Raw genomic sequence first — 12,801 nt, 5'->3', positions numbered from 1 at the left:
CTCCTGTCGCAAAGGCTTGAACCGACCCTTTCCCTGTCGATCCTGACGATGATCCTTTCTGTGACCGTCGGGGTCTCTTTCGGCATCCTTGCCGCGTGGTGGACTGGCGGTTTCGTAGACCGCTTCCTAACGGCCTTTTCAGCATTTGGTTATTCCGTCCCGGTTTTTGTCATCGGATATTTCATCATATACTTCTGCGCTATCAGGACACACTGGCTTCCGGTCCAGGGATATGTGCCGCTGTATGGTGGCCTCGGACCATGGTTCGCGCACTTGATCCTGCCTACAGTGGCCTTAGGTCTTGGCTACATTGCATTCATCGCCCGGGTTACGCGGGCAAGCATGCTCGAGGTTCTGTCGGAAGACTATATGCGAACGGCCGCCGCCAAGGGCGCTTCCTCCTATGCCATGCTTGTTCACCATGCCTTGAAGAATGCCGGCGTCCCAATCCTGACAGTCATCGGCATAAGCTTCGCCTATCTGATCGGCGGAGTCGTCCTAACGGAAACGGTGTTCAACATACCCGGTGTCGGTCGTTTGGTGGTCGACGCGATCAACAACCGCGACTACCCGATCATTCAGAGTGTGCTCATCCTGACTTCGGGTTTGTACGTTCTTATCAACCTCACAGTCGATCTGGCGTACACCGTGATCGATCCCCGTATCCGGTACTAATATGACGAGTTTATCCGCATCAGTTGAGCACCTCCCTGCAGGCCGCCTGCGAACATCTGATCTTCCCCGTCTGGCAAGGCGTCACCCGCTGGTCATTGCAGGCGGCTGCCTGTTGGCACTGCTTGCCATACTTTCGATCTCTGCTCCACTTTACGCTGGCGATCCGTTGAACATGGATCCATTCAAGCGCCTCCACTCGCCTTCCGCCGAAATGTGGTTTGGAAGCGACAATCTGGGCCGGGATGTGTTTGCGCGAACGATCTTCGGTGCCCGCGTCTCCCTCCTGGTGGGGCTCCTGTCGGCAGCGATCGCGGCCGTGGTCGGGCTCCTGATCGGTGTTATCGCAGGTTACAGCCGCAGCTTCGACAATATCGTCATGCGGGTCATGGATGGCCTGATGTCGATACCGACGATTCTCCTGGCCATTGCGCTGATTTCCCTAACAGGGCCGGGGATCGGCATCCTGATTGTCGCGATCGCGATCCCCGAGACGCCAGCCGTCGCGCGGCTGGTTCGTTCCGTGGTCCTGGGCGTTCGCGAGCGTGCCTATGTGGAGGCCGCGCTCTGCGGCGGTGCGCGGCTGCCGAAAGTGCTGTGGCGACACATCCTCCCAAGTACCATTCCGGCGCTGATGGTTCAGGGCGCTACTGTCTGCGCCAGCGCTATTCTAACTGAGGCGGGGCTGAGCTTCCTCGGCGTTGGCGTGCCGCCCGAGATTCCGAGTTGGGGAAACATGATTGCCAGTTCGCGGCTGTATCTTGCCATCGCGCCAATGACGATCTTCGCCCCCGGTATCTTCCTTGCCGTCACCGTACTTGCCGTCAATCTGCTCGGGGATGGCCTGCGCGATCTGTTTGATCCCCGCGCCAAGCAGAGACGCTGACATGCAGATGCATCAAACCGCAGGGAACGACTTGCTTCTCGATGTGCGAAACCTTGAAACGCATTTCTTTGGCGAAGACAGCGTCACCCGCGCCTTGGGTGGCATCAGCTTCCAGGTCAAAAAAGGCGAGACGCTCGGCGTTGTTGGCGAATCTGGATGCGGGAAGAGCGTCACCGCCCTGTCGATCCTTCGTCTGCTGCCGAAGCTGACCGCAAGGACCCTCGGCGGCGAGGTCCGCTTCCACGGACGAGACCTGCTTGAGCTGTCCGATCGGGAGATGCGAAAGATCCGCGGCGACCAGATCGCCATGATCTTTCAAGAGCCGATGACCAGCCTGAACCCGGTCTATACGGTCGGCCACCAGATAGCAGAGGCGGTGCAGATCCACACAAACGCGTCCCGATCGGTGGCTATAGCAAAGGCCGAAGAGATGCTCCGTATCGTCCGCATCGCGGACCCTGAGCGTCGCGTCAACAGCTACCCCCATGAAATGTCTGGGGGCATGCGCCAGCGCGCCATGATCGCCATGGCTCTCGCCTGTTCGCCCGAACTGTTGATTGCCGACGAGCCGACGACGGCCCTGGACGTCACCATCCAGGCGCAGATTCTAAGGCTCATCGTCGATCTGAAACAGCGCACGGGAACGGCCGTGATGTTCATCACGCATGATCTGGGCGTTGTAGCCGAGACATGCCAACGCGTCATTGTCATGTACGCCGGCCGAATCGTGGAACAAGCCAGCGTGACAGATCTGTTTGCGCGACCGGCGCATCCCTACACTCAGGGGCTCATGCGATCGGTGCCTGACCGGCGGCGCGGCCGACAGCGCCGCCTTCCGGAAATTCCCGGCATTGTCCCAAGCTTGCGCGAGCCCATTGTGGGCTGCAGCTTTGCTCCTCGCTGCCCGTTCGTTATCGACATTTGCCACGACAAGACGCCCGACCTGCTTGGTGTCGGGTCGAGCCACGCCGCAGCCTGCTGGCGCGCCGAAGAGGTGATGGGCGCATGAACGGTCCTCTGCTAAAAGTCGAGAAGTTGACAAAGCACTATCCGCTTGGCTCGGGCCTCTTCAAGAAAACCATTCCGGTGATCCGGGCGGTAGAGGATGTGTCCTTTACAGTCGATGCGGGCGAGACGCTATGCATCGTCGGCGAATCCGGCTGTGGCAAATCTACCATCGCGCGGCTCTTGATGCGGCTTGTCGAGCCGACGGGCGGGCGAGTGCTAATTGATGGAATCGACATTGCTGGCCTCAAGAAAGACGCGCTTCGCGCTTGGCGTCGTCGCATGCAGATGGTCTTTCAGGATCCTTATTCGTCGCTGAACCCGCGGCTGACTGCCGGACAGATCATCACCGAACCCGTCGAGAACTTCGAGCGCCTCGGTCGAAAGCAGAGGCAGACGCTTGCCGCGGAGCTTCTGCGAAAGGTCGGAATGTCGCCCGAGATGATGCACAGGGTCCCGTCCGAATTGTCAGGCGGTCAGCGCCAGCGGCTCGGCATCGCACGCGCCCTGTCGGTCAACCCCTCTCTCATCATCGCCGACGAGGCGGTCTCCGCCCTTGACGTCTCCGTGCAAGCACAGATCCTGAACCTGCTTGCGGATCTGCAGCAGCAGATGGGCATCGCCTTCGTTTTTATCTCGCATGATCTTGGCGTCGTTGAGCATATCGCGCATCGCGTTGCCGTCATGTATCTAGGACGGATCGTGGAGCTTGCGCCGCGCGAAGCGCTCTTCACCAACCCGGTCCACCCCTACACCGAGGCGCTGATCGCGGCCGCGCCGGTCCCGGATCCGACCCGCGTTCGGCTGCAGGCGCCAGTTGAGGGCGAGGTGCCAAGCCCCATCAAGCCGCCGAGCGGGTGCGCGTTCCACCCGCGCTGCCCGCTCGCCACTGAGCGCTGCCGCGTCGAGGTGCCGCCTCTGGTGCCATTGGCAGATGGGCGCGTCGTGGCCTGCCATGTGCGCGCTCCGGCTACAGGCATGCCGGTCCACCCGGCTCCGGCGGATAATTCTTCGCTCCGTCCCGTGGCCTAACCACCGGTCCCTTCTGACGCCGAACATCGTTGCCGCGTGCGGCAAGCATAAAGGAGAAGCCTATGGAGAAATATACACAGAGCGGTTCTCATCTGGTCGAGCAGGGTGGAGACTACGATGTGGTCGGCTCGATTCAAACCAACGTCGCAGACGGCTTCACGATGGTAGCAGTTGGCGACCTCATCGTATCGCGGCCCCTGACCAAATATCAACATCCCGGCTTTGGCGACGTCGTGAAGATTCTTCATGACGCCGACGTCACATTTGGCAATATGGAGACCCTTATCTTCGACATCCGTTCGTTCAAGGGAAGTCCGCAGGCTGAGTACGGTGGTGCATATCACGTGAGCCTACCGGAGCTCGGCCCTGATCTGAAGGCGATGGGATTCAACCTAATGAGTCGCGCAAATAACCACACGCTTGACTGGGGCGTTGAAGGCATGCGCGAAACTAGCCGCGTGCTCGATGAGAGCAGCATCGTACACGCGGGTGCTGGGGAGAATCATGCCGAAGCCGGTGCTGCTCGCTTTCTGGAGACCGCTCGAGGTCGGGTGGCGTTGGTGTCGCTCGCCACGACCTTTATGCCAATGTCTCGAGCGTGCGATCCCGCAGGCGAAGCACCCGGCAGACCAGGGCTCAATGCCCTTCGTTTGACGCGAAACATCATCGTTCCCCCGGAGATGATTGAGAGCGTCAGACGGCTACGTGATGTGTTACCAGGCTATAACGCCGGCGAAGTAGATCAAGGTCAGGTCGTACTCCTTGGGCAGACTTTTAAGGCAGGCGAGAAACCCAGTTTTAGCTACGAAGAAAACCGTCGCGATGTCGCCGACATCTTAAGAAACGTTCGCAGGGGCAAACAGTTCTCCGACTTTTGCATCATCACGAACCATGGTCACGAGCCTGATTGGATCGAGGAGGTTAGCCAGGAACCGCCGGATTACGAGCAATCCTTCGCGCGGAAGATGATCGATGCCGGGGCAGACGCATATATCGGGCACGGACCGCATCTGCTGCGCGGTATCGAGATCTACAGGGGCCGGCCAATCTTTTATAGCTTGGGAAATTTCTTCTATGACGATCTGCGGACGCCCGTGGGGGCTGACATGTTCGAAGCCTATGGCAGGGACCCTCGGATCGACACAGATGCCGAGGTGACGGCCGACGAGGAGGCAAAAGGATACCCGACGCCAGACGGCTTTGTGGGAGCGCTCGCGGCACCGATTTTCTATGAGAGCGTTATCGCGGTCAGTCGCTTTGAGCAGAACCAGCTTGCTGAATTGCGACTCCATCCTATCGAGCTTGGCTACTCCAAGAGGTTTGCCAACCGGGGTATCCCGCGGCTGGTGACCGCGCCTCAGGCAAAGGCCATTCTCGAACGTCTACAGAGGCTATCCGAGGCATTTGGGACCGAGATCGCCATCGAGAATGACGTTGGGGTGATCAGATTGAGTCCGATTTCGCCGTGATCGTCCGCTGGGCTGCGGGATCTAATCATCTATTCTTCATTCGGAGTCATCGAAATATGATTTGAGCATTTATGGCCGGCGGCCGCAGGCGATCACGCTTGGCTCCGACCCTCCCCACAACGCGGAGACAGTCGTCAACGAACTGCGCTCGAGGAGCGGATGCCGGCCACCACATATGGGATTTCAAATGCGGGCCGCTCCATCGCGGACATCGGTTTGACTAACTCGCGGGCAGCAGGATGGGGCCTTCAGTTGCCTGTTTCAACTCATTTGCGATTGCCGTTTCGGGCCGGTCAAGAGCGGCTGCGCTTGCTTTCTCGTGCTGCCAACCCGTTTTTCGTTGTCAGTAGGGGCCACCGCGGATGTTTATGGCAGGGGCGTGGGGTGGACGGGCTCGGCCGCAGGCGGCATGCGGTCGAGGCCGGATCGAGAATGGCGTTGGGGATAAGTAGGTGATCGCTTTGATGGTCGGTGCACGCACGCACCAAATCGCACAAGCATAGCCGCCATCTCGTTTCCAGATGCCGACAATACATAAACAGTGTTTGACGGAAGCTGCCGAGCGATTGATCATTGAATGAGTAAGATGCCCCAGCCGTTGATTTGGGACTACAGATGCATACCGTCAAACTACATCGCGATCTGCAGAACAAGGCAGCCACGCGCCTACGTTCACCAAAAGCGCATGAAGGCTGCGGCAGCGTACCCTTCGACAACCGATGAGGACCCTTCGCGCCGTCGCGTGCTCTTTCGCGCGCCACTGGCGAGGAGCTGTGTCGACGGGAGCTCAATCTTGTCGCTCCGGCCCTCCCTTCGCCTGCCAGCATCATGCCGGCTGTCCAGCTTTTCCTTTCGGCTCTCTTGATCGTCTCCCTCATTGCCGGCTTGCTGAGGTAGCGGTTTGCTGATCAGCGCCCTTCCGCCAGTTGGGCAGAAGCCGGGAAGACCCACATAACAGGAGCTTAAGTTCCATGAACGTTTCAACAGAAGTTGGCGAGATTGTTGAGGTGTCCGAAAGAAAGTCGCTGCCCTCCAAAGCGCGAGCGGTCATAATCGGAGGCGGGGTGTCGGGATGCTCCGTTGCATATCATTTAGCAAAGCTTGGATGGACCGACGTCATTCTACTTGAGCGCAAGAAACTTACTTGCGGCACAACGTGGCACGCGGCCGGCTTAGTGAGCGAGCCGCCTACCGGTTCTAGGGTTATGACAAATCTGTACAAGTACTCGATGCAACTTTACTCGAGTTTGGAGGCCGAAACAGGAATAGCGACCGGACTCCGCCGCACAGGATCATTGTCAATCGCACTTACGGAGGAGCGAAAGCATGAATTGTACAGGCAGCTGTCTCTCGCCCCTGCGGTCGACGTCCAGGCGCGAAAGATCTCTGTACATGAACTCAAGGAAATGTACCCTCATGTAGATGTATCTGATGTCACCGCTGCGCTTCATTTTCCTAATGATGGGCAATGTGATCCAACTAATGTTACGATGGCGTTAGCCAAAGGCGCACGAAAGCGGGGCGCCGCGATATTCGAAGGAGTGCAAGTCACTGGTGTTCAGACGAGCAACGGCCGGGTGTCGAGCGTGACATGGGAGAAGGATGGCGAGCGAGGGCTAATTGAAACAGACAACGTCGTAAACTGCGCCGGTATGTGGGCTCGAGAATTAGGCTTGAGAAGTAACATCGGGATACCACTGCATGCATGCGAACATTTTTACATGCTAACTGAACCAATAGAAGGGCTGACCCGACTGCCGGTACTTCGTATTCGTGACGAGCAGACGTACTACAAGGAAGATGCTGGGAAAATTCTCTTTGGGGCGGTAGAACTGAAGGCGAAGCCGTGGGGGATGGATGGCATCCCAGAAAGCTTCTGCTTTGATCAATTGCCCGAGGACTTTGCGCATTTCGAACCTATTATGGAGAGGGCTCTGAAGCGCATGCCGATCTTGGCAACTGCTGGTATCCGGACCTTCTTCAATGGGCCAGAAAGCTTCACGCCGGACGATAACTACCACTTGGGAGAAGCACCCGAACTTAGGGGCTATTGGGTAGCTTGCGGTTACAACACCGGAGGGATAGCCTCCTCGGGTGGTGCGGGCTTAGCGCTGGCCCAGTGGATGAATGATGGAGAGCCGCCATTCGATGTGTCGGGCGTGGACATCCGTCGGATGCAGCCTTTTCAAAGGAATCGCTCCTACTTGAAGGAGCGGGTGTCGGAGGTAGTGGGGCTCACCTATGCCGACGACTTCCCCGCCCGTCAGAAGACAACTTCTCGTGGTATTCGACGCTCGCCAATTCACGAGCATCTTAAGGTGCGTGGGGCGGTGTTCGGCGAGGCGGTGGGCTGGGAGCGAGCGAACTGGTTTGCCAGGGAGGATCAGGAGCGCGAGTATCGGTACTCCTGGCACCGCCAGAACTGGTTCGATAACCAGCGCGATGAGCACGTTGCTGTGCGCGAACAGGTCGGGATTTTCGACTTGACCTCATTTGGAAAAATCCGTGTGGAGGGACGAGATGCCTGCAGCTTCCTCCAGCAGCTTTGCTCCAACGACGTTGACGTGCCAGTCGGTCGGATAGTCTATACGCAAATGCTGAACGAGCGCGGCGGGATCGAGAGCGACCTTACCGTGAGTCGCCTCACGGAGACTGCTTACCTGCTCGTCGTTTCGGCATACACATTGTATCGTGACTTGTATTGGCTTCGGCGGCATGTCGACGACAGGTTCGTCGTTATTACCGATATGTCAGCTTCGGAAAGCGTCCTTGCGGTGATGGGGCCGAAATCGCGCGAACTGCTTGGCAGAGTAAGCCCGAATGATTTCTACAATACGAACAATCCTTTCGGCACCTTCCAAGAAATAGAGATCGGCATGAGTTTGGCGCGGGCGCATAGAGTAACTTATGTCGGCGAGATGGGTTGGGAGATTTTCGTCCCAACGGATCAAGCCGCGCATGTTTTCGAAGTAATCGAGGTTGCCGGCGCTGACATCGGACTCAAGCTGTGTGGGCTGCATGCCATTCTCTCGTGCCGCATCGAAAAGGCATATCGTGGTTTTGGGGAAGATATTGGCAGTGATGATCATGTACTTGAAGCGGGATTGGGTTTCGCCGTAAAAACAGCGAAGCCTGCATTTATTGGGCGAGATTCAGTGCTGAGAAAACGTGAGGCAGGGTTGGAGCGTCGGTTGGTGCAGTTTCTGCTCAAAGATCCCGCTGCACTGATGCATCGCAACGAGGTCATCTTGCGAGATGGTCGAATGGTGGGAACGATCACGTCTGGTGACTACGGGCATACACTCGGCGGTGCGGTAGGCCTCGGATACGTGCCTTGCAAGAATGAAAGCGAAGACGAGCTTCTCTCCTCCTCTTACGAAATCGAAATCGCAGGTGAGCGCTTTGCGGCGGACGTTTCGCTTAAGCCGATGTATGATCCAAAGAGCGAGCGGGTGCGGGCTTGAATTGCCACGGGAGCGGTTCGGAATTCAGCGGGTTAGGCGTGCAACGATCCAGCAGCGTTTGAAAGGCACACTGAACCGCGGGAAGGCCCAAGAAGTCATAATTGCGGGCTGCCGCCCAAAGCTGGTTCCCGTTCGACGGTGCCCAAGTGATGTGCCAACGGCCGCCTAATCTACAAAAGATTATTGCCTCACAATGCATTCGCTTCATCTCGAAACCAGATTAGCGCAATTCATAAACTGAATTTGACACCAGCCCGCATGTCGAATGAACCTCCTGAATAGGTTCGAACGCCGAGAGCTGATGCCTTGCCCAGGCATATGAAGCGACCGAGTGACACCCAGAGTCTTTCCGATCTCGACTGTGAGTAGCCCCATTTCAAACGAAGAGTATTCGATAGCGTTACCCCATGAAGACTGATAGAAAATCCGTTGCAGGCAAAGAGCTGATCGTCCAGGAACACACCCAACTCTTGGTAGTTGGTGCAGGTCCTGCTGGTCTAGCTGCCGCAACTGAAGCGGCTCGGCGAGGCCTCTCAGTCGTGCTCGTGGACGAGAATCCGGTTGCCTTCAAAACCATGGGCGAAGACGTGCCGCTACAATACGGACGGGGCATGTCCGGCGTAGCACGCAACCACAACGCAATGATCGAGGCGTTCCTCACTAGCGAGCCACTGATCCAGGCAGCGTACGAAGGCGGGGTGGACGTGCGGCTCGGCACCGCATGTTGGGGGCTTTATGCAAATGGTCCCGGTGTCCACTGGCTACCAGGCACGGTTGCCGGCTTGTCCGACCATGATCGCGGCTGGCTGATTGGAGCCGAACACGTCATTGTCGCGGCCGGCCGGCGAGATATGGGACTGGGATTTCCCGGTTGGGAGAAGCCGGGCGTGATGGGCGCCACGGCGGCGGTTACACTCGCGGCACGCTTCCGAGCGCTGCACCCTAGGCGGGTGGTGATCCTCGGGACGTCCGCAGAGGCGCTGAGTGCTGCTGCAGCACTTGGGAACGCCGGCATTGAAATCGCCGCGATTGTCGAACAGGCGATCGAGCCCGTCGGTCCCTCTCAACTTGTGACCGATTTGCGCGCCGCTGGGTGCGAATTCTTGACCAGTCATGTCGTGCGCGAGGCGGTGGGGCGGCGATCGGTCGAGGAAGTGCTCATCGTCGCTGTTGACCAGGCCGGTCGGGCCTTTGGCGAAGAGCGCCGCATCAGCTGCGAGGGCGTCTTGCTAGCGGTCGGCGCAACTCCGGTGGTCGATCTCCTCGCCGCCCATGGCTGTCATGTCGAATTTCACTCCGAACGCGGCGGCTATGCGCCGGTAGTGGATGGGGATCAGCGTACCAGCGTCCGCAATGTCTTCGCGGCCGGCGATTGTGCCGGCATCTGGCCTAGGAAATCGCTCGACCGCAGCATCGCTGCGGGCGAAGGCCTTCGCGCGGTAGCCGCCATTCTAGGGGGGGCTAAAAATCCTCTACCCGCCGAGGTCAGGGAGTCCGACCGGCCGGCCTATGATTTGTCAGCCTATCGCAAGGCTTGGGTACGCGCCAGCGTCGTGGAGGCGCGTGGGGAATTCCACGTATGTCAATGTGAGGAGGTCACCGCCCTCGATATCCTCGAGGTCCGTCCGCCTCGCTATCTCGGCTGGCAAGCCGACCGCAGCAAGAATCGGTCGCTCTGCTCACTGCTTGAGGAAGTTCCCCCAAACCCAGACCAGGTCAAGCGGCTCACCCGCGCGGGCATGGGACCGTGCCAAGGACGGCGCTGCCGTGAGCAGATAGCGGCCTTGCTTGCGCTAAAAGCCACCGTGCCGCTCGCGGATATTCCTCTTGCGGGGTACCGCGCGCCGGTGCGCCCGCTTCCGCTGGCGATCGCAAGCCAGCTTCTGGAATCTGATGATCAAGCCAAAAACTGGGAGCCTTGGTTCGGAATCCCCTCGCAATGGGTACCTCCAGGGGAGGTTCCGGAGCTGTTTACAGTTGCGACAAGTGAGGAAACGTCGTTGGGGCAATGAGGCTATGACTGAGGTCAAGGGTGCATCAGTCGTCATCGTCGGCGGCGGCGTTACAGGGCTGAGCGCCGCATGGTGGCTGGCACAAGCCGGCGTCGACGTACTAGTTGTCGAGAAAGGGATCGTCGGTTGGGAGGCGTCTGGCCGCAACGGCGGCGGCTGCGGGCACCTCTTATCGCCTCTTTACCCCGAGATGCTGCGTCTGTGGCCCATCATGGATGAACTGCTCGGCTACCCGACAGAGTTCTCTCCCAACCGCATAAACGTTGCCGTTACCGAGCAACAATTGGTGGACAACACCCACAGTGCTGAGTCGGCACAACGACATGGATACCGGAGCGAGCTTCTCGACAGTAAGCAATGCCGTGAACTGATCCCCCTGATTGGGGATAACGTCGCAGGCGCGCATTTTTACCACTTTGGCGGGCACGCAAATCCACACCGCACCGTTCAGGCCTACGCGTGGGCAATGCAGGATCACGGTGGCCGACTGATGCAGCACTGCAGGGTTGTTGGGTTCCGCACCGAAGGTGAGAGGGTGGTGTGCGTAGAGACGGAGCGCGGCCCGCTTGGCTGCGATCAACTTTTGATTGCGGCAGGTCCACACACTGGTCGCTTGTCCGCGATGCTGGGTCAGGAAGTCCCCATGCAAAGCGCGCGCGCTGAAATGATTGTTACTGAACCACTTCCCATAATGGCTTGTGGCGGTGTGGACGGTAATGGCCTTCACGGCCGACAGACACTCCGGGGCAATTTGGCCTTTGGAGGCGGTCCGCACGAATGGCTGAAGTTGTCCGAGGCAGGCGGGTTTGCTAGCCCCTCGACCCCGCTGCTGGGCCATATTGGCCGTCGTTTGATTGAGATGATGCCGAAGACCGCGCACGCCCGCATCATTCGATCTTGGGCCGGTATAATCGAGAATACGCCTGACGGGCGTCCTGTGATCGACCGGCTCTCTACCTTTCCTAATGTGGTTGTTGCGACCATGTCCAGCGTGGGCTTTGGTCTCTCGCCATCCAGCGGGCGGGCGATCCGCGACGTGATTGTAGACGGCACCTGTAGCTTCGCGGACATTTACTCATTCAGGTTGGCACGATTTGCGAGACTCGAGCCCGACTGGCGTGAATTGCAGGGATGGATAGCGCTCTCGACGGAGTAGGCCGGTCTCCCGATGAGGTGCGCAGAGGACTCTCACGCCGGCAGGATAGCCCCACATGACAAGATCAATTGATTTTGGAGATGAACCTCGCCACGACGATCTTTTAAGTTTTGTAGCCAAAGAAGTCCAGCGGGTTCTGGCTCAGCACGAGGAGGTCATTAAAGAAAGGAGTTCAATCTCTTCGCATGTAAAACCCTGTTCAAAGCGCCCGCAAGGGATTCATGACCGTTTAACCGCACTGGCCTTCGAATTTGTTCTCAGGCTTGCAGCCGAAGCAGGACGTCGTTCCCATGAAGGCGTAGGTGAGACGGCTCCCCCCAGTGTGCGAACCGAGGGCGCGCGTGAAGGCGCAGTCTTAGAAGCGCGAGATCAGCAAAACGATTGTCAACGTATCGAAGACTGGGCGGGCACTGTTGCTGGCCCTACTTATCTGAAAGTACATTTCGGCATACCGCGATCGACATTGCATTGGTGGCAACGGCACAACGATGTGGTTGCGTTGCGGAAAGGCGCCCGCAAGCATGTATTCCCCTTGGCTCAGTTCGTCGACGGCAGGCCCGCGCCAGGAATACGACAAGTGCTCTCGTTGATCGCCAATCCCAGAGCGGCCTGGCTCTGGCTGACCTCCCCTTCACCTCAACTTGATGGCCGAACTCCCATAGAGCTGCTACGGCAAGAGCTGGCTGCAGAAGTCCTTCGGGCTGCACGAGATTTTTCTTTGACCTTAAAGTAACCGACAAAAGCTCTTGCAAATGAGAGGGCTAGTCTAGGCGCGAGTGGTCCGCTGCGCTTTGAAAACTTAGGGCTGCGCTACGCATATTGCCTCAACGTGCAATATATTCAGAATGTCCAAGTAATATTCGTATAGTATGTACTAATTGTATAAATCTTATTTGCGATTAGTGACAAATCGGCAACGGATGCTGTGCATCGATCCGAAATGTAGGCATATATATATTGAATTTCTCAATCTTACGTATAGCCTGATTTACGAAAAAGCGGCGCGACGTGCATCTTTTTCCATTGTGTGGAGCGGGAGGGATGCTGGTCTTCCGAAAGAGGATGGCCCCCGGCCCTTTTTTAATTTTTTGAGTTGGAGATCAAA

General features: G+C 58.0%; 9 protein-coding genes. All 9 read left to right on the top strand.

Annotated elements, in window-relative coordinates:
* Positions 1-675, top strand: a 675-nt coding sequence (locus EN781_RS10435; RefSeq protein WP_145965475.1) for an ABC transporter permease, incomplete at its 5' end; no start/stop codon positions are given.
* Between the two features lies 1 nt (position 676).
* Entirely contained in the window at positions 677-1,558 is an 882-nt protein-coding gene (locus tag EN781_RS10430) for an ABC transporter permease (protein ID WP_127399962.1), read from the top strand.
* 1 nt (position 1,559) lies between these two features.
* Entirely contained in the window at positions 1,560-2,567 is a 1,008-nt protein-coding gene (locus tag EN781_RS10425; protein ID WP_127399961.1) for an ABC transporter ATP-binding protein, read from the top strand.
* Positions 2,564-3,595 (top strand): dipeptide ABC transporter ATP-binding protein, encoded by a 1,032-nt coding sequence (locus tag EN781_RS10420; protein ID WP_127399960.1) that lies wholly within the window; start codon positions 2,564-2,566, stop codon positions 3,593-3,595. Before EN781_RS10425 ends, EN781_RS10420 begins: the two co-directional genes overlap by 4 nt.
* A gap of 62 nt (positions 3,596-3,657) precedes the next feature.
* A complete protein-coding gene (locus tag EN781_RS10415) occupies positions 3,658-5,064 on the top strand; it encodes a CapA family protein (RefSeq protein WP_127399959.1) in 1,407 nt (468 codons plus the stop codon).
* A 971-nt stretch (positions 5,065-6,035) separates the two neighbouring features.
* A complete protein-coding gene (locus EN781_RS10410; RefSeq protein ID WP_127399958.1) occupies positions 6,036-8,528 on the top strand; it encodes an FAD-dependent oxidoreductase in 2,493 nt (830 codons plus the stop codon).
* 407 nt (positions 8,529-8,935) lie between these two features.
* Positions 8,936-10,540, top strand: coding sequence for an FAD-dependent oxidoreductase (locus EN781_RS10405; protein WP_127399957.1), 1,605 nt, complete (start codon positions 8,936-8,938; stop codon positions 10,538-10,540).
* 4 nt (positions 10,541-10,544) lie between these two features.
* On the top strand, positions 10,545-11,696 hold the full coding sequence (locus EN781_RS10400) for an FAD-binding oxidoreductase (RefSeq protein WP_127399956.1): 1,152 nt from the start codon (positions 10,545-10,547) through the stop codon (positions 11,694-11,696).
* A 55-nt stretch (positions 11,697-11,751) separates the two neighbouring features.
* Entirely contained in the window at positions 11,752-12,429 is a 678-nt protein-coding gene (locus tag EN781_RS10395; protein ID WP_127399955.1) for an antitoxin Xre/MbcA/ParS toxin-binding domain-containing protein, read from the top strand.
* The last annotated feature ends 372 nt before the right edge of the window (positions 12,430-12,801 follow it).

The organism is Mesorhizobium sp. M4A.F.Ca.ET.090.04.2.1 (assembly GCF_003999085.1).
GTDB lineage: Bacteria > Pseudomonadota > Alphaproteobacteria > Rhizobiales > Rhizobiaceae > Mesorhizobium.
Note: the sequence above shows the minus strand (reverse complement) of the source record. Positions and strands in the feature narration are given on the sequence as shown.

What these genes read in the sequence shown, in the direction of transcription:
- EN781_RS10405 (WP_127399957.1), top strand. Translation starts at nt 8,936, where the DNA reads ATGAAGACTGATAGAAAATCCGTTGCAGGCAAAGAGCTGATCGTCCAG.
- EN781_RS10415 (WP_127399959.1), top strand. Translation starts at nt 3,658, where the DNA reads ATGGAGAAATATACACAGAGCGGTTCTCATCTGGTCGAGCAGGGTGGA.
- EN781_RS10395 (WP_127399955.1), top strand. Translation starts at nt 11,752, where the DNA reads ATGACAAGATCAATTGATTTTGGAGATGAACCTCGCCACGACGATCTT.
- EN781_RS10400 (WP_127399956.1), top strand. Translation starts at nt 10,545, where the DNA reads ATGACTGAGGTCAAGGGTGCATCAGTCGTCATCGTCGGCGGCGGCGTT.
- EN781_RS10410 (WP_127399958.1), top strand. Translation starts at nt 6,036, where the DNA reads ATGAACGTTTCAACAGAAGTTGGCGAGATTGTTGAGGTGTCCGAAAGA.
- EN781_RS10425 (WP_127399961.1), top strand. Translation starts at nt 1,560, where the DNA reads ATGCAGATGCATCAAACCGCAGGGAACGACTTGCTTCTCGATGTGCGA.
- EN781_RS10420 (WP_127399960.1), top strand. Translation starts at nt 2,564, where the DNA reads ATGAACGGTCCTCTGCTAAAAGTCGAGAAGTTGACAAAGCACTATCCG.
- EN781_RS10430 (WP_127399962.1), top strand. Translation starts at nt 677, where the DNA reads ATGACGAGTTTATCCGCATCAGTTGAGCACCTCCCTGCAGGCCGCCTG.